The organism is Streptomyces sp. CB01580, from assembly GCF_001905795.1.
GTDB lineage: Bacteria > Actinomycetota > Actinomycetes > Streptomycetales > Streptomycetaceae > Streptomyces.
On the sequence record NZ_LIXJ01000014.1, the window covers coordinates 144,477 to 161,022 of the forward strand.

14 protein-coding genes are annotated in these 16,546 nt (G+C 70.7%); 10 read left to right on the forward strand and 4 right to left on the reverse strand.

Annotated elements, in window-relative coordinates:
* Positions 1 to 116 precede the first annotated feature (116 nt).
* The 3 genes from AMK22_RS21090 (at position 117) to AMK22_RS21100 (ending at position 4,142) form a co-directional block, all read left to right on the forward strand.
* Positions 117 to 935: a hypothetical protein gene (locus AMK22_RS21090; RefSeq protein ID WP_073787194.1), complete on the forward strand. Its 819-nt coding sequence runs from the start codon at positions 117 to 119 to the stop codon at positions 933 to 935.
* 223 nt (positions 936 to 1,158) lie between these two features.
* Positions 1,159 to 1,992 (forward strand): DUF3558 family protein, encoded by an 834-nt coding sequence (locus AMK22_RS21095; protein WP_073787196.1) that lies wholly within the window; start codon positions 1,159 to 1,161, stop codon positions 1,990 to 1,992.
* 425 nt (positions 1,993 to 2,417) lie between these two features.
* Positions 2,418 to 4,142, forward strand: coding sequence for a DUF2637 domain-containing protein (locus tag AMK22_RS21100; protein ID WP_443333308.1), 1,725 nt, complete (start codon positions 2,418 to 2,420; stop codon positions 4,140 to 4,142).
* 193 nt (positions 4,143 to 4,335) lie between these two features.
* On the opposite strand, the gene lysS is transcribed toward AMK22_RS21100, so the two are convergent.
* A complete protein-coding gene (gene lysS, locus AMK22_RS21105; RefSeq protein WP_073787199.1) occupies positions 4,336 to 6,111 on the reverse strand; it encodes a lysine--tRNA ligase in 1,776 nt (591 codons plus the stop codon).
* 510 nt (positions 6,112 to 6,621) lie between these two features.
* Here lysS and argS point away from each other — a divergent pair.
* Complete coding sequence (argS, locus tag AMK22_RS21110; RefSeq protein WP_073787201.1) at positions 6,622 to 8,388, forward strand: arginine--tRNA ligase; 1,767 nt, start codon at positions 6,622 to 6,624, stop codon at positions 8,386 to 8,388.
* Between the two features lie 184 nt (positions 8,389 to 8,572).
* On the opposite strand, the gene AMK22_RS21115 is transcribed toward argS, so the two are convergent.
* Complete coding sequence (locus AMK22_RS21115) at positions 8,573 to 10,090, reverse strand: helix-turn-helix domain-containing protein (protein ID WP_073787202.1); 1,518 nt, start codon at positions 10,088 to 10,090, stop codon at positions 8,573 to 8,575.
* Positions 10,091 to 10,457: 367 nt separating this feature from the next.
* Between AMK22_RS21115 and AMK22_RS21120 the strand changes: the two genes are divergently transcribed.
* Entirely contained in the window at positions 10,458 to 11,201 is a 744-nt protein-coding gene (locus AMK22_RS21120) for a DUF4232 domain-containing protein (protein ID WP_073787204.1), read from the forward strand.
* 256 nt (positions 11,202 to 11,457) lie between these two features.
* Positions 11,458 to 12,123, forward strand: a complete 666-nt coding sequence (locus tag AMK22_RS21125) for a hypothetical protein (RefSeq protein WP_143203589.1) — start codon at positions 11,458 to 11,460, stop codon at positions 12,121 to 12,123.
* A 188-nt stretch (positions 12,124 to 12,311) separates the two neighbouring features.
* Here the strand turns inward: AMK22_RS21125 and AMK22_RS21130 are convergent, their stop codons facing one another.
* Entirely contained in the window at positions 12,312 to 13,034 is a 723-nt protein-coding gene (locus tag AMK22_RS21130) for a tyrosine-protein phosphatase (protein WP_242434077.1), read from the reverse strand.
* The gene (locus AMK22_RS21135) at positions 13,031 to 13,501 is read right to left on the reverse strand and encodes an ATP-binding protein (protein WP_079186310.1); all 471 of its coding nucleotides are present in this window, start codon (positions 13,499 to 13,501) and stop codon (positions 13,031 to 13,033) included. The genes AMK22_RS21130 and AMK22_RS21135 overlap by 4 nt, the downstream gene beginning before the upstream one ends.
* 151 nt (positions 13,502 to 13,652) lie before the next feature.
* Here AMK22_RS21135 and AMK22_RS21140 point away from each other — a divergent pair, with 151 nt between their 5' ends.
* From AMK22_RS21140 to AMK22_RS21155, 4 genes are all read left to right on the forward strand, one after another.
* The gene (locus AMK22_RS21140; RefSeq protein ID WP_073787208.1) at positions 13,653 to 14,438 is read left to right on the forward strand and encodes a helix-turn-helix domain-containing protein; all 786 of its coding nucleotides are present in this window, start codon (positions 13,653 to 13,655) and stop codon (positions 14,436 to 14,438) included.
* Positions 14,435 to 14,686 carry a DUF397 domain-containing protein gene (locus AMK22_RS21145; protein WP_073787210.1) on the forward strand — a complete coding sequence of 84 codons (252 nt, stop codon included), beginning with the start codon at positions 14,435 to 14,437 and terminating at the stop codon, positions 14,684 to 14,686. The genes AMK22_RS21140 and AMK22_RS21145 overlap by 4 nt, the downstream gene beginning before the upstream one ends.
* A gap of 25 nt (positions 14,687 to 14,711) precedes the next feature.
* Positions 14,712 to 15,395 (forward strand): maltokinase N-terminal cap-like domain-containing protein, encoded by a 684-nt coding sequence (locus tag AMK22_RS21150; protein WP_073787212.1) that lies wholly within the window; start codon positions 14,712 to 14,714, stop codon positions 15,393 to 15,395.
* Positions 15,396 to 15,549: 154 nt separating this feature from the next.
* Positions 15,550 to 16,341: a DUF4253 domain-containing protein gene (locus AMK22_RS21155; protein WP_073787280.1), complete on the forward strand. Its 792-nt coding sequence runs from the start codon at positions 15,550 to 15,552 to the stop codon at positions 16,339 to 16,341.
* The last annotated feature ends 205 nt before the right edge of the window (positions 16,342 to 16,546 follow it).

The window sequence follows — 16,546 nt, forward strand, 5'->3', positions numbered from 1 at the left end:
CAAATGAGTCGCTCGACCGGCGTTCACAGCGGCGTGTGCGATACACATTGTCTCCAGTGGCCGCCGTAGAGCGGCAACAGTTTTTCGCGCGAAGGGAGCCCAGGACCGTGCGGCGAATGGCGTACGTACCCGGCACCGCACTGCTGGCAGCGCTTGTCGTCGGCTGCAGTGCAGGCACCGGAACCGGTGGCTCGGCCGCCGACAGCAAGCCCGGCGAGGCGACCGCCACCACGGCGGCCCCCGGCAAGTACCGCACGCTTCTCGACGCTTGCCGCGCCGTCTCCTCGTCCTCGCTGAAGGACCTGCTCCCGGGCGCTGCCGAACTGCCCGAGGACCAGCAGAAGAAGGCGTACAAGGGCACGGCCGACGTCACGTACGACACGGACCGCCGGGTCGGCTGCCGGTGGAAGGCCGAGGCCCCCGGCTCCTCTCACACCCTCTCCGTCGACTTCGAGCGCGTCGTGTCCTACGACCCCTCGGTGAGCGACGACGACCGCGCCCGCGAGGTGTACGCGAAGAAGGTGACCGCCACCGGCCTCACCGCGCCGTCCGCCACGCCCGGTGGCACGGAGCAGCAGACCCCGCCCCCTTCGGGCACCGTCCCGCACACCGCGTCCAGCTCGTCCCCCACGAGCGACAGCAGCGGGACCGACACGGGTGACGAGGGCGAGAACGGCGACGGCACGGATGACAGCCTGTTGCCGCGCACCCTCGACGGCCTCGGGGACAGCGCGTTCCTGGACGACCGTCTCGTCCGCGCCGGTTCCACCGCCCAGAACCGTGTGGTGAGCGTGGTCTTTCGCACATCGAACGTCATCGTGACCGTCGACTACACCGAGCAGCCGACCGTCCCCAGCGTGGTCCCCGACAGCAAGGAACTGCAGGACAGAGCCCGATCGGTGGCCCGGCAGCTGGTGGAGAAGTTCAGCGAGTAGCCGCGCCCGCCGCGCCCCGCCACGCCGCCGACCGCACTCCCGAGATCCCCGTCCGGGGCCACGTCCGAACCCCGTCCGTCGTACGGTGGCCGTCCGGAACGCCTTCCGGAACCCCGCCGGGCACCCGCCCGGCAACCGCCGACCGACCGTGCACGGCCACCCGGCAGACCGCGCCCGAACCCCGGCGCGGCCCCTGCCCGCCGCGCCACCGAGTGAAGGAACCATGCACCGTTCAGCCCCGCGACTCACCCGCATACTCGCCTGCGCCGCCGTTCCGGTGATGCTCGTCGTCGCCGGCTGCTCGTCGGACTCCGGCGACAAGGACACCAAGGACTCGGGTTCGCCGTCGTCGTCCACGGCATCGGCCGCGCCCAAGTCGGAACCGACCGTCGAGCCGGCGAAGTTCGCCCAGCTGCCCGACCCGTGCACGTCGATCGGCAAGAAGACGATCACCTCCCTGGTTCCCGAGGCGAAGCCCAAGAACGGCACGGCGGCCAAGTCCAGCGACACCTCCTACCGCGCGGGCTGCTCCTGGAACGGTCTCGACGACAAGGGCGTGAAGGGGTCCCAGTACCGCTGGCTCGACGTCGGCTTCATCCGCTTCGACTCGGACCAGACCCTGGGCAGCGGCGCCGAGCGCGCGCAGCAGGACTTCACGAAGCAGGTCACCAAGGCCAAGGCGACCGAGGGTGCGAAGAAGGTCGCCGAGGCGCCCGTCACCGGCATCGGCGAGCAGGCGTCCAGGATCACGTACGACCTCACCAAGACGAGCGAGGACTTCAAGTACGCGACGGTCATCGCGCGTACGGGGAACGTCGTCGTCACCCTCACCTACAACGGCGCCGGTTACGCGGGTTCGAAGACGCCGTCCGCCGAGGACATCCTGAAGGGCGCCGAAAAGGCCGCCAAGGAGGCCGTGGCGACGGTCGCCGCCACTGACGCGAAGCAGAACGCAACGACCGCACCGGAAAAAACCGGTGAACCGGACACGAAGCCGGGGTCCGGGAAGTCGGTCGAGCCCGGCGAGAAGGACACGGCCACGAAGCCGAGCCAGTGAAGCGGAGCCGGTAGAACCGGGCGTCGGTGAAGCCGACGGGTGGGCGGGCGTACAGCACGGCTCCCACCCGACCGGCCATGAGGCCCGGCAGGCCATGAGCCCCGCCCGGCCATGAGGCCCGGCAGGCCATGGGGCCCGCTCGGTCATGGGGCCCGCTCGGTCATACGGCCCGCCCGAACACGGCCGGGTCACAGGAGGGGCGGTCTCGCTTCACTGGGGAAACGGCCCCCGGTCGCGGGGCTGAACGGCCCCGTTCACAGGTCTGGTCCCTGGGGCGGCATCAAGGCCGACACCGAGGTCGCGCACCGGGAACCACCCCCGGCTCCTGACCACGCTCCGCGGTGCCCGCCCCACGCCCTCTCGCACGCGTGTGCCAGGCTGTCGCTCTCAACAAACGAGCAGGGAGGGGAACGCGGGTGGCCGCGATGCAGCTGACACGTACCCACCGGGTACTCATCGGGCTCGTGATCGCCGGTGCGGTGCTCATCGCCGGGATCGGCTTCGCGGGTTCGTACGCGGCGGTGCGCGAGCTGGCCGTGCAGAAGGGCTTCGGCGACTTCTCGCTGGTCTTCCCGATCGGCATCGACGCGGGCATCTGTGTGCTGCTCGCCCTGGACCTGCTGCTGACCTGGCTTCGCATCCCGTTCCCGCTGCTGCGCCAGACGGCCTGGCTGCTGACCGCCGCGACGATCGCCTTCAACGGCGCCGCCGCCTGGCCCGACCCGCTCGGCGTCGGCATGCACGCGGTCATCCCGGTGCTGTTCGTGGTCTCCGTCGAGGCCGCCCGGCACGCCGTGGGCCGGATCGCCGACATCACGGCGGACAAGCACATGGAGGGGGTGCGCCTCACCCGCTGGCTGCTCTCCCCGGTGCCGACGTTCCGGCTGTGGCGGCGGATGAAGCTCTGGGAGCTCCGCTCGTACGAACAGGTCATCAAGCTCGAACAGGACCGGCTGATCTACCAGGCACGGCTCCAGGCCCGCTTCGGCCGCAACTGGCGCCGCAAGGCGCCCGTCGAGTCCCTGATGCCGCTGCGCCTGGCGAAGTACGGCGTTCCGCTGGCCGAGACCGCCGGGGCCGGGCTGGCCGCGGCGGGCATCGAACCGGCACTCCTGCCCCCGGCGCCCGCCCTGTCCGCGGCCGGGCCGGACGAGTTCCCGCCCGAGCTGCCGTACGCCGGGCCGCCGACGCAGCCCCGGTCTCAGGCGCACCCGCAGGCGCTCGCGCCTCAGCAGCACCAAGAGCAGCAGGGGCACCAGGAACACCCGGAGCAACAGCAACAGCAGGCGTACGGGCAGCAGCCCGGGCACCCGCAGCAGTACGAGCAGCAGCAACAACCGCAGCACGCTCGCCCCGACGACATGGCGGCGGCCGACGAGCGGCCCCAGGACGGCCCGGGCTCGCACGAGAGCCCGTGGTTCGCGGCGTCCCCGGTCCCGAACGACGCGCACCGGAGCGCGTACGACCCGACGTACGTCGAGGGCCTGGAGCCGATGCCGGTCCAGGTCCCGCTGGGCCCCGGCGGCCGGACCCGTCCGCTGGGCAACGTGGGGACGATCGGCGCCGTGCCCGAGCCGCGCACCGTGGCCCCCCGTCCGATGCCGCAGGCCGAGCACGACGAGCAGGCACAGCAGGTCCAACACACGCAGCAGACCTACCAGACCCAGCAGACCCAGCAGACCCAGCAGGCCCAGCAAGCTCAACAGCCTCACCAAGCTCAGCAGGCCCACCAAGCACAGCAGGCTCAGCAGACCCAGCAGTCCGACCAAGCACAGCAGGCTCAGCCGGATCCCCAGCCCGCACCGGCCCCGGAAGAGCAGCAGGCACCGGCCCAAGCGCAGCAGGAGGGACCCGTACCCGAATCCGGGCCCGCGGTCGAGTCCGGGCCTGAGACCGCATCCGGGTCCGCGGCCGAGGTCGAGTCCGGCTCCGAGGTCGAGTCCGAAGTCGAGTTCGGGACGGTCGCGTACCAGGTCTTCGCCGAGTACACCCGCACGCACCAGGCCCACCCCAGTGCCGAGGTCCTCGACATACACCTCTCGGACGTGCACAACATCCATCACCCCCGCGGCGCGGCCCTGCTCCGCCGTATGCTGCCGGGCTTCAAGCAGCGCTTCGACAACGAGATGGCCGAGAACCACATCGCTTGACACCCTCCCCGGCCCGAGGCCGGGGGCTCCCGGCTGCTCCCCTCGGAGGGGTGAGGGCTTCGGGTGGGTCCCGTTTCGCCGCGCGGCTCCGGGACGCGTGCTCGGTTCTCACGGATCAGCCGGCTGAACGCGGATCGCCGGGTGCTGAATCCTCAGCACCCGGCGATCCGCGTTCAGCGATACCCCGAAACCGTTACGCGCCCAGCAGCCTGCGCACCCGGTCCGCGCCCACGGCCAGCAGCAGCGTGGGCAGCCGCGGCCCGGTGTCCCGACTGACCAGCAGCCGGTACAGGAGCGCGAAGAACGACCGCTGCGCGACCTTCAGCTCGGGCGTCGGCTTGGCGTCCGGCTCCAGACCCGCCAGCACCTTCGGCACGCCGTAGACGAGCGTGGTGAGACCGTCCAGCGACCAGTGCGAGTCCAGTCCCTCCAGGAGCAGCCGCAGCGACTCCCGGCCCTGGTCGTCCAGCGAGCCGAGCAGTTCCTTGTCCGGCTCGTCCCGGACGATGGTGCGGGCCTCGGCCGGGACCTGCGTGGTGATCCAGTTCTCGGCGCGGTCGAGACGCGGCCGGACCTCGTCCAGCGAGGTCAGCGGGTTCTCCGGGTCCAGCTCGCTCAGGATGCGCAGCGTCTGCTCGTCGTGCCCGGCCGTGATGTCGACGACCGACGCGAGCGTGCGGTACGACAGCGGGCGCGGCGTGCGCGGCAGTTCACCGGCGGCCGTGCCCACGGCCCGGCTGTACGCGGCGGCGTCGGCGGGGAGCACGGAGCCGTCGGCCACCTTGCGCACCAACGAGTCCCACTCGTCGTAGAGCCGCTGGATCTCCTGGTCGAAGGCGATCTTGAAGGACTGGTTCGGCTTGCGGCGCGCGTACAGCCAGCGCAGCAGCGGCGCCTCCATGATCTTCAGCGCGTCGGCCGGGGTCGGCACGCCGCCCTTGCTGGAGGACATCTTCGCCATGCCGGAGATGCCGACGAAGGCGTACATCGGGCCGATCGGCTGCGCTCCGCCGAAGACCTCGCGGACGATCTGGCCGCCGACGACGAACGACGAGCCCGGCGAGGAGTGGTCCACGCCGCTCGGCTCGAAGACCACGCCCTCGTAGGCCCAGCGCATCGGCCAGTCGACCTTCCAGACCAGCTTGCCGCGGTTGAACTCGTTCAGCCGGACGGTCTCGGCGAAGCCGCAGGACGTGCAGGTGTAGTTCAGCTCGGTGCTGTCGTCGTCGTACGACGTGACGGTCGTGAGGTCCTTCTCGCAGTTGCCGCAGTAGGGCTTGTACGGGAAGTAGCCGGCCGAGCCGCCGCTGCCGTCGTCCTCGCTGGCCGCGCCGGAACCCGCCTCGGCCGCCAGTTCCGCCTCGTCGACCTTCTTCTGCTGCTGCGGCTTCTTGCCGCCCTTGCCGCCCTTGGCCGCCGCGTCCGCCGGGTCCTTCTTCGTCCGGTAGCGGTCGAGCACGGCGTCGATGTCGGCGCGGTGCTTCATGGCGTGCAGGATCTGCTCGCGGTACGCCCCCGAGGTGTACTTCTCGGTCTGGCTGATGCCCTCGAACTCGACGCCCAGCTCGCCCAGCGCGGCGGTCATGGCGGCCTTGAAGTGCTCGGCCCAGTTCGGGTACGCGGACCCGGCCGGGGCGGGCACCGAGGTCAGCGGCTTGCCGATGTGCTCCGCCCAGGACTCGTCGGTGCCGGGGACGCCGTTCGGGACCTTGCGGTAGCGGTCGTAGTCGTCCCAGGAGATCAGGTGCCGCACGGTGTACCCGCGGCGGCGGATCTCGTCGGCGACCAGGTGCGGGGTCATGACCTCGCGGAGGTTGCCCAGGTGGATCGGGCCCGACGGGGAGAGACCGGACGCGACGACGACCGGTTTGCCAGGCGCACGACGCTCCGATTCGGCGATGACATCGTCCGCGAAGCGGGAGACCCAGTCGGCCTCGGTGCTGCTCTGACTCTGAGCCACGGTCTGCACGTCCTTCTCTCTTGTGGGACTCGTAGGGACAAAACCCTCTGTGGAACCTGTCGGGGACCCTGGTGGGGGACCTGTCGGGACTTGCCAAGGTCTGCTGGGGCCGGTCGGTACCAGCAGACCCGCCAGTACCCGTGACCTGTCAGTACCGGCCGGAGCCATTCGGAACCGGTCGGCACGGACGGGACCGGTCGGGGACCGGAAGGCCCTGTCGAACCGGTACGGGACGTCCACCATTCTCCCAGGTCCCACCGGTAGCACGAAAACGGCTTTGCCGACGCCCGGCCCCGAGCCGGAACACGGGCCTGTCCGGCGCCCGACCGGCGCCGGAGGACGGCTCTGTCCGGCGCCCGACCGGGCGCCGGACCGGTGACCGATGGCGCACGGGCGACGACGTCCGGCCGCGACGCCGGAAAACGGGTTTACCCACCGTGGAATACTGGTGTGATACTTCGCAGCCGTCGTGCCGCGTCACTGTGCCCCTGTACCCCTACGGAAACGGCATCCAAGCCCATGGCCTCGGTCAATTCCCTCGCTTCCACGCTCCGGCAGCAGCTCGCGGACGCCCTGACGGCAGCACTGCCGGACGCCGGCACCGCGGACCCGCTGCTGCGACGAAGCGACCGGGCCGACTTCCAGGCCAACGGCATCCTCGCCCTGGCCAAGAAGCTCAAGGGCAACCCGCGCGAGCTGGCCGCCCAGGTCACCGCGGCCGTTCCGGCGGGCGGCCCGGTCAAGGAGATCGAGGTCTCCGGCCCCGGCTTCCTCAACATCACGCTCAGCGACCGGGCGATCATCGAGACCCTCGCCGCGCGCGACGCGGACGACGAGGACCGCCTCGGTGTCCCGTACAACAGCGCCGCGGGCACCACGGTCATCGACTACGCCCAGCCGAACGTGGCCAAGGAGATGCACGTCGGTCACCTCCGCTCCGCGGTGATCGGTGACGCGATGGCGCAGATCCTGGAGTTCACGGGCGAGACGGTGGTCCGCAGGCACCACATCGGTGACTGGGGCACCCAGTTCGGCATGCTCATCCAGTACCTGATCGAGCACCCGGGCGAGCTGAACCACGAGGGCGGCGAGGGCGACGGCGAGGCCGCCATGTCCTCCCTGAACCGCCTCTACAAGGCGTCCCGCGCGCTCTTCGACTCCGACGAGGAGTTCAAGGCCCGCTCCCGGGACCGCGTCGTCGCGCTCCAGGCCGGTGACGAGGAGACCCTCGCCATGTGGCAGCGCTTCGTCGACGAGTCGAAGATCTACTTCTACTCGGTCTTCAACAAGCTCGACATGGAGATCCGCGACGCCGACATCGTCGGTGAGTCCGGCTACAACGACATGCTGGCGGAGACCTGCCGCCTGCTGGAGGAGTCGGGCGTCGCCGTCCGCTCCGAGGGCGCGCTCTGCGTGTTCTTCGACGACGTGAAGGGCACCGACGGCGAGCCGGTGCCGCTGATCGTGCAGAAGTCCAACGGCGGCTTCGGCTACGCGGCCACCGACCTCTCCGCGATCCGCGACCGGGTCCAGAACCTCAAGGCGTCCACCCTGCTGTACGTGGTGGACGCGCGGCAGGCCCTGCACTTCAAGATGGTCTTCGAGACGGCCCGCCGGGCGGGCTGGCTGAACGAGGACGTCCAGGCCGTGCACCTCGCCTTCGGCACGGTGCTCGGCAAGGACGGCAAGCCGTTCAAGACGCGTGAGGGCGAGACGGTCCGGCTGGCGGACCTGCTGGACGAGGCGATCGACCGGGCGTCGGCCGTCGTGCGCGAGAAGGCCCAGGACCTCACCGAGGAGGAGATCGCGGAGCGTGCCGCGCAGGTCGGCATCGGCGCGGTGAAGTACGCGGACCTGTCCACGTCGGCCGCCCGCGACTACAAGTTCGACCTGGACCAGATGGTGTCGCTGAACGGCGACACCAGCGTGTACATCCAGTACGCGCACGCCCGTTCCTGCTCCATCAAGCGCAAGGCGGGCGAGCTGAAGCCGCAGCCGCACCCGGAGCTGGAGCTGGCCCCGGCCGAGCGCGCGCTGGGCCTGCACCTGGACCAGTTCGGCGAGGTCGTGGCCGAGGTCGCCGCAGCGTACGAGCCGCACCGCCTGGCCGCGTACCTCTACCAGCTGTCGTCCCTGTTCACGACGTTCTACGACCAGTGCCCGGTGCTGAAGTCCGACGTCCCGCAGGACGTGGCCGAGAACCGCCTCTTCCTCTCGGACCTCACCGCCGGCACTCTGCGTCAGGGCATGGAACTGCTCGGCATCAGGACCCCCGAGCGCCTCTGACGCGTCTCCGCGTACTGACGCGTCGCTCGCGGCGTCTCCGAGTACTTCCGGCGCGTTTCTGAGCACCTTCGACGCGTCTTTGAGTGCTTCTGAGCGTCTTCGAGTGTTCCTGGCGCGGATTCTCAGTACGGCTGAACGAATCGCCTCGCGGCCGCCCACCAGCCCGGTGGGCGGCCGCGGTGGTTCATTCGGTCGCCCACTGGACCGTGTCGTACCGGTATTTGTACAGCGGCCGGGTCTCGATGGCGCTCGTACGGAACGGCTCCCCGCCGTCGTCGATGCGCAGGGTCCCCTTGCGGCCGCCGCTGCTCCAGTCCAGCTCCAGGTACCAGCTGACGTCGTGGGCCTCGACATGGACGTCGAGGTCGAAGACCTCCACGTCGGTGGACGTCACACGGAACGGGAAGTCCTTGGGAGGCACCGGCTTGCCGGCCTTCTCCCCCGCGACCGGCCTGAGCACCGGCCGGGCGTCGTCGAGATCGATGTCGAAGGTCTGCGGGGTGATGCCGCTCCCGCACCCGTCCCCCATCGAGTACGCCGACCACGGCAGCGGAGCCTTCCTCGCGACTTGCCGCACATGCAGGTCGCGCAGCACCACCGCGTCGGCCGACTTCCCCTGCAGGACCAGTTCGAGCTGCATGTGCCCGCCGTCCACCCCGCCGAGCGCCCTCGCCCAACCGCGGGTGTCCTGCGGCGAGGGGGGCGGGGGCACGTTCTCCGGCTCCCGGTCCAGGACGTAGTACTGCCCACAGGGGGCCGCCCAGTTGTACGAGCTGATCGTGGCGCTCACGGGTGGGCCCCCGCCCGTCCGCGTACCACCGGCCCCGGCCCCCCTGCCGCTCCCGGCCGACGCGGAGCCGGAAGACCCGCCCCCGGGCTTCAGGGACGGGGTCCGTGTGGCCCCGGACGTGGCCGACGCACTCGGCGTACCCGGTGACGCGGTCGTCCCCTTCCTGTCCTCCACCGCGGGCGGCGCGGACATGTCGTTCTCCACCCCGTCCACCATGGGGGCGTTGCTCAACGCGCTGTCGCCCGTCCCGGAGAGCTTGCTGACGACCATCGTGGTCGGCACGGTGAGCGCGACCACGGCCGCCGCGGCGAGCAGGACGCGCATGCGCGGCGAGGACCGGAACCGCCGGGACCGGGCCGCCGTGCCGGTACCGGTCACAGCCCCGGCCCCGGTCGCGGCCATGTCGCTCCCGTCGTCCCCCGCACTGCCGCCGTCCCGGTCACCCCTCTCGTCGGGCCCCGCGTCGGTCCTCTCGGCCGAAGCCGTACCACCGACCACCGGAACATCACGCTCCGGAACGGTCCCCGGCGCGGAAGCGGACCCGGAAGCAGGCCCGGGAACAGAGGTCGGATCAGGAGCAGCAGCGGAAACCGCCCCGGAGTCCGAGGCGGAGGCGGCGGCAGGGGCCGAGGCGGAAGCGGACTCGGCCGCCGGCGCCGGGCGCCGTCTCGCCGCATCGGCGACGATCCACCGCCGGTGCAGCTCCACCAGTTCGTCCGGCTTCGCCCCGCACAGACGCCCCAGCCGCTCCACCGGCGCGTAATCGTTGGGCACGGCGTCCCCGTTGCAGTACCGGTGCAGCGTCGACGTGCTGACGTGCAGTCTTCCGGCGAGCACCCCGTAGCTGAGCCCCGACCGTCCCTTCAGTTCCTTCAGCAGGGCCGCGAAATCCTCGGCCTCCGGCGTCGCCACTGCGGCCTTCCCCCTCCTCGTCCGTCCCGGAACGCCGTTCCAGGGACGCGGAATCTGCCCAGGTCAGCGTACGCGCAGGCATTCCAGCTTCCCCAATGGCCCGTTCGGCGTTGCGGCCGGAATCCGACGTCCCGCAGTCTGTGACCACACCGCAGAAACCACCGGGACGACGCAATGCGAACCCCCTTCCGCATCGAACCCATCGATGCCGTGGCCATCGGCGTATTGATCGTGGCGACCGCGATCGTGGTGTACCTGAGCTGCCGTCACTGAGCGGCCTCACCGCCACGCCGCACACGGCCTCAGCGCACATACAGACCTCAACTCGACTCTGCTCGAACCAACTCATACGGGGAGTACCTTCACCATGCGCAGCAACCGCTTCCGCACCACCGCCCTCGCCGCCACCGCGCTCCTGGCCGCCCTGTCCCTCACCGCCTGCACCGGCGACGACGACGCCGCGGCCGAAAAGGCGGGCGCCGCCGCTCCGGTGGCGAGCAGCAGCGACCAGCAGTCCTCGACGACCGGCACGGACACCGGCAAGACCGCCGACGACAACGCGAAGGACGCGGGCAGCAAGCCCGACGCCCCCGCCGAGAACGCCGCCGGCGCCTCCAAGGGCTCCAGCTCCGGCAGCGGCACGAGCAACGGCGGCACGAGCAGCGGCAACAAGGGCAACACCAACCGCACCCCCGTCACCTGCACCGGCGACAACACCAAGGTCACCGTCAGCAAGGTGAGCCGTCCCATCAACCACCTGCTGCTCACCGCGACCAACACGGGCAACCGCCCCTGCTACGCGTATCACGCGCCGGGTCTCCGCTTCGACGACGCCCAGGCCGCCTTCCCGGTCCTCCGCGACAGCATGCCGCAGGCCGTGGTCACCCTTGAGCCGGGCCAGTCCGCCTACGCCTCCGTCGGGCTGTTCGGTGAGTCCGACGGCACCGACCTGAACAAGAGCACGCACCTGACGGTGTACTTCACCGGGAAGAGCGACTCGGGCTCCACGGGCTCCCCGGCGGAACTGAAGCTCCCGGCCGAGACGGTCTGGGGCAACAACGGCTTCGTCACCTACTGGCAGAGCGACATGGCCGACGCCCTCGCCTACTGAGCAGACACTCGCCTGCGGTGCTTCCGCTCGCCTGCGGAGCAGCCGCCCACCTCCTGAGCAGCCCTCGCACAACGGGCCGAAAATCGTAGGGCCGGACCGAGAACTCACCACTCCCCCAAGGGCAGTAGATCCTAAGATCCGAGGATCGAGACCCGAGGGGGATGGTGTGCATACAGGAACGGGCAACGGACTGGTGGCGTCGCGCCATAGGCGCGCCACGAAGGCCACTTCGATCGCGGCAGCCGCGGTGGTGACCATGTCTCTGGCGCTTCTCACCGGCTGTGGCAAGGCCACCGGGTACCACGACGCCACAGGCGGCGAGTCCGGCAGCCCGACGCCCAGCCCCAGTCCCAGTCCCAGCGTGAATCCGTCCTACGGCACGCTGTACCTCGACGACGAGGAGTGCGCGGCCCCCGAGGGCAAGGGGTCGGAAACGTACCGCGAGGTCCCGTGCGACGCCCCCGAGGCCACCGCGCAGGTCACCCTCCGGCTGGAGAGCGGCAACGCCTTGCCCTTCTCGGAGACGGTCTGCGCCCGGAACACCGACTTCGTGATCGACGTACCGATCAGCCTCGCCGCACTGGAGCACACGCGGCCGACCGGCGAGGGGTACGCCTGCATGCGCAACCTGAAGCCGCCGCACCCCGGGGACCCGGGCGGAGGCGGCGGCCCCAGGATCGAGATCGGCGACTGCGTGCACAGCGACCCGAAGAAGGGGGACGCGGTCACGGAGGTCGCGTGCCGGACCAAGGGCCGGAAGGACGGCGCCACCCACAAGATCATCGAGATCCTCAAGGACCGGATCCTGGGCGGTTTCAGCGATCCGTGCGACTACAAGGCCGACGCCGTGTTCACCGAGAATCCGATCTTCGACTCCGACAAGTTGAAGAACGACCGCGTCCTGTGCGGCAAGAAGCTGTAGGACCGGGAAACGAACGCCCCGCGGGCGGCACCCGAGAGGTGCCACCCGCCGTGTCACTCAGCCGGGCCCGGACGGCCAGGTCGGACCCCGGACCTGGAGGTGCCTCGACACCCCCAGGTCCGGCTGCGGACACTGACGGGCCGCCCCGTTCCGCCGCTTCTCGTTCTCGGAACGGTGGAACGGGCCCCTCAGAACGCTCCCCGCACGGCGGACAGCTCCGAGGCGTCCAGACCGTGGGCGACGAGGTACCGGTGGACCGAACCGTGATGGCTCCGGATCCACAGCATGGCCCGTTCCAGATGCGCGGCGGCCACGGGCAGGGACCCATGGGCCACCGTCGCCCCGGCGGCCGGAGGGCCTGCGACCAGGCCGAGTTCCGTGTTCGAGCGCAGGAAGCCCTGGAGAACCTCCTCCTCGGAGGCGCCCATCAGGGTCTGCACGACCGCGACGACGACCCCCGTCCGGTCCTTGCCCGAGGCGCAATGGACCAGCACCGGGGCGCCGTCGCCCGCGAGCAGTTGCCGCACGACCGCCACCGCCGCCTTCCCGGCGCGCTCGGCCATCAGCGGATAGAGCTCCCTCTGGTCCGCAGGCCAACGCCGCTCCTCGAAGACGGGTACGTGCAGGTACCTCGCGTACCCCCCACGCACCACTTCGACGGCGTCCGGCCGCTCCGCCACCTCCGGGTTGCTGCGCAGGTCCACGATCGTCCGCAGCCCCAGCCGCCGCAGAGCGCCCTCGTCCTCCGGGGCGAGAGCGTGCAGCGCGGCGGAGCGGAACAGCACGCCCGTGGACAACGTGCCCATGCCCCCGGCGTCACGGAAGTTCCTCACGCCGAGCGGAACCTTCCGCTCCCGCTCCCACTCCCGCGTCCGCCCGGATTCCGTCATGGGTTCATCGATGCTGGTCACGCCTCACTGTATGCGGCTGCCCCGAGCGTTCCGCTGCCTGGACCGGGCCCCTCCCCACACGCCCCGAACTCGCACCACACGACCTTGCCCGGGTCCCGCTCCCCCACTCCCCACCGGTCGGCCACCGCCGCGACGATCAGCAGCCCCCGCCCCGACTCCCTTGCCGGTCCGGGCCCCGGCTCCCGCACCGCGGGCTCTCCGCTCCCGCTGTCATGCACTTCCACCCGCAGGGCCGCCCCGCCCTCCCTCAGCAACAGACGCACCAAGTACCCACGCCCGGGGGACACTCCGTGCATCAGCGCATTGGTGGCCAGCTCGCTCACGCACAGCAGTACGTCGTCCAGCCGCGCCCCGAACCCCCAGTCGGCCACGGCGGCTCGCACGAACTCCCGGGCTGCGGGGACCGATCGGCGCTCACGCCGACAGAACCGCTCGCGCAGCAACGAGAGTTGCATCGTCTCATTCATGGAACGAGAGTCACACTCTGTGACTACGCTGCCACAGTATGCGCATCCGTACTCCTTCGTTGTACGGGTCGTGCGCGCGTGACGTACGCACAACGGTGGGAGTTCGGTTCATATGCACCCCAGGAAGCGGCAGCGCAAGAACGCGTCGGCAATGAAACTCGTGGGCAAGCTCGTCGGCCTGTACCGCATCGCGAACGGCCTGACCCAAGCCCAACTCGCGGACCGTGTGGGCCATCAGGTCGACACGATCGCCTCCATCGAGCAGGGCAGGCGCTCGCTCCTGCCCGATCTGGCAAGCCACCTCGACCAGTTGCTCGGCACCAAGGGCGCGCTGGAGATGGCGGTGGGCAACCTGCCGGAGGTGGACCTGATCCCGGCATGGGCCGAGCAGTACCTGGATCTGGAGCATGACGCGCTCGCGCTGTCCTGGTACGACAACCAGGTGCTGCCGGGGCTGCTCCAGACAGCCCCGTACGCCGAAGCGGTCTTCCGCAACCGCGTCCCGGTCTTCAGCGAGGAGGAGATCGCGAACCAGACGGAGGCCCGCCTCCAGCGCCAGGAAATCCTGCGCCGCTCCTCGCCCCCGACCATCAGCTTCGTCGTCTGGGAACCGGTCCTGACGCTCCAACTCGTCGACGACGAGGCGCACATGGAACAGCTCCGCCATCTGCGGGCCTGTGCCGGGCTCCCCGGCATCTGCTTCCAGGTGCTGCCACTGAACAGCCGTACCCACGCGGGCCTCAACGGCCCCTTCACCCTGCTGGAGACTCCGGACTTCCAGCACATCGCCTACTCCGAGACCCAGCGCGGCAGTCTGCTCGTCTCCGACCCCGACGAGACCAGCATCCTCGCTCAGAAATATGCGATGCTGCGAGCCCAGGCCCTCAGCCCCAAAGACACCGTGGGCCTGTTGGACCGTCTGCTGGGAGAGCGATGAGCAGCACACTTGAGTGGTTCAAGTCCAGCTACAGCGGCGACGAGGGGGGCGCCTGCCTCGAAGTCGCCTACGACTGGCGCAAGTCGAGCTACAGCGGCGACGAGGGCGGGCAGTGCGTCGAGGTGGCCGCCCACCCCGCCGCCATCCACATCCGCGACTCCAAGAACCCCGAAGGCCCCATCCTCACCATCACCCCCACCACCTGGGCAGCCTTCGCCGGCTTCGCCGCCGACCGGCGAACCGACTGACCCCACGGGAGAGGCCCCAACGGCCATGGCATTCATCCACCGCACCACACTGACGCCCACCAAGCTGGAACTCCTCACCACCTGGCTGCCCGCCCAGCCCTGGTACCGAGGCAAGGGCCGGCCCGAACTGGTGAAGTCCGGCGGGTTCCGGCTGGACGACCCCGACGGGGAGGTCGGCATCGAGTTCATGGCCGTCACCGACACCTCGGAGGATGAACCCGTCACGTACCAGGTGCCGTTCAGCTATCACGGCGCCCCGATCGCGGGCGCCGACGAAGCCCTGATCGGCACCACCGAGCACGGTGAGCTGGGAACTCGGTGGGTGTACGACGGCACGCGTGATCCGGTACTCGTCGCGCAACTGTTCGCGCTCGTCATCGGCGAGGCCGAACCGCAGATGCAGAGCATCAGCCACACCCCCGACCCCTCGGTCACCGCCTCGTTCGCCGAGTCGGTCGTCACATCCGCGATCACCTCCACGACCGTGTCCGACGACCCGGACGGCACGGATCTCCTCGTGGAAACGGCGGCCGACGACGAGGCGGCGGCCGACGGCCGTCAGCTGGCCATCCACATCAACCGCGTGCTGCGGCCGGGCCAGGAGACCGACGAACGGGCGGCCCTGGGCCAGGTCACCGCGGGCTGGCCACTGCCCGACGGCACGGCGGCGCGCGCGGTGTTCGCCCTCGTGCGCGACGCGCGCCCGTAGACCGCACGCCGAACGCTCATGTGCCGGACCGGACGCGCCCCGAGCCGGCGGCACCCGGACCGGACGCACACCGCCCCGGCCCTCGCGGTCGCGCGGCGTGCTCCGGAACCGCGTACCACCGTCGATGTCAGTGGCCACCCGTACGCTCGGCACCATGGCGACGCTCCCGAACCCGCTCCCGTCCCTGGCCGCTTCAGGGCTCCAGCTCCCGCCCGGCTCGCTGGTGGATGCCACGATCGACGGCACCTGGCACGAACCGCTGCTCTGGTACACCGACGCGCCCGTGGTCCCCGGGGACTGGTCCCGGCTGCGCGCGGCCGGGCGGCCCCTCGGGCTGCTGCCCGTGCTGATCGACGGCGGGCGGCGCGACGCGTGGCCCGAGGACTGGGACCTCGTCCCGGAGGACACCTCGTACCCGGGCGATCACGACGCCGACGAGGTGCTGGCCAATTACTGGGCCGAGTGCGCGCCCGAAGAACTCGACGCCGCACACGCCGAATGGCCGGGCCTGGCCCCCGCCCCTGGCGCCCCCTCCGCCCAGTCCCCCGATGGCCTGGCCGCCGAGATGGCCGACATGTGCACCGGCCCGGAGGGCTGGTTCCCGAGCGTACGGGCGGCGCTCGTCCCGGCCCGGCGCAGCGCGGACATCCTCGCGGCGATCGGCTGGTCGGGCCCGCTCAACTACGAGAACGACGTGGCCAGGCTCAGCGCGGTGCTCCGCTCCTGGGAGGACCGCTACGACATACGGGTCCTGATGCTCGGCTTCGACACCCTCACCGTCACCGTCGGCCGCCCGCCCACCACTCTGGACGAGGCGCGGGCGCTCGCCGCCGAGCACTTCGCGTTCTGCCCGGACAACATCAACCAGAACCCGCCCTACGACCTCGACGACTACGCCAGGAGCAACCTGCTCGACCAGTCCACCTGGTCGTTCTGGTGGGACTGACCCGGCCGGCCCGCCCACGCCCACCCGTAGACCCACCCGCGCCCGCCCGGGACGGAGCCCGCTCCGACCCGGGCGATGTCACACCGCGTCGGCCGCGTCGGCCACGTCGAAGGCGGCCCGCAGCACCGGAAGCACCCGCCCCGGGCCGCCTCCCGGGCGCCGATGCGCTCGGTTCCCATGCGCGGACAGAACCCTTCGACATGTG

Excerpts from the sequence above, each read along its gene's own strand:
- AMK22_RS21090 (WP_073787194.1), top strand. The coding sequence starts at position 117 with ATGGCGTACGTACCCGGCACCGCACTGCTGGCAGCGCTTGTCGTCGGC.
- AMK22_RS21095 (WP_073787196.1), top strand. The coding sequence starts at position 1,159 with ATGCACCGTTCAGCCCCGCGACTCACCCGCATACTCGCCTGCGCCGCC.
- AMK22_RS21100 (WP_443333308.1), top strand. The coding sequence starts at position 2,418 with ATGCAGCTGACACGTACCCACCGGGTACTCATCGGGCTCGTGATCGCC.
- argS (WP_073787201.1), top strand. The coding sequence starts at position 6,622 with ATGGCCTCGGTCAATTCCCTCGCTTCCACGCTCCGGCAGCAGCTCGCG.
- AMK22_RS21120 (WP_073787204.1), top strand. The coding sequence starts at position 10,458 with ATGCGCAGCAACCGCTTCCGCACCACCGCCCTCGCCGCCACCGCGCTC.
- AMK22_RS21125 (WP_143203589.1), top strand. The coding sequence starts at position 11,458 with ATGTCTCTGGCGCTTCTCACCGGCTGTGGCAAGGCCACCGGGTACCAC.
- AMK22_RS21135 (WP_079186310.1), bottom strand. The coding sequence starts at position 13,501 with ATGAATGAGACGATGCAACTCTCGTTGCTGCGCGAGCGGTTCTGTCGG.
- AMK22_RS21140 (WP_073787208.1), top strand. The coding sequence starts at position 13,653 with ATGAAACTCGTGGGCAAGCTCGTCGGCCTGTACCGCATCGCGAACGGC.
- AMK22_RS21145 (WP_073787210.1), top strand. The coding sequence starts at position 14,435 with ATGAGCAGCACACTTGAGTGGTTCAAGTCCAGCTACAGCGGCGACGAG.
- AMK22_RS21150 (WP_073787212.1), top strand. The coding sequence starts at position 14,712 with ATGGCATTCATCCACCGCACCACACTGACGCCCACCAAGCTGGAACTC.
- AMK22_RS21155 (WP_073787280.1), top strand. The coding sequence starts at position 15,550 with ATGGCGACGCTCCCGAACCCGCTCCCGTCCCTGGCCGCTTCAGGGCTC.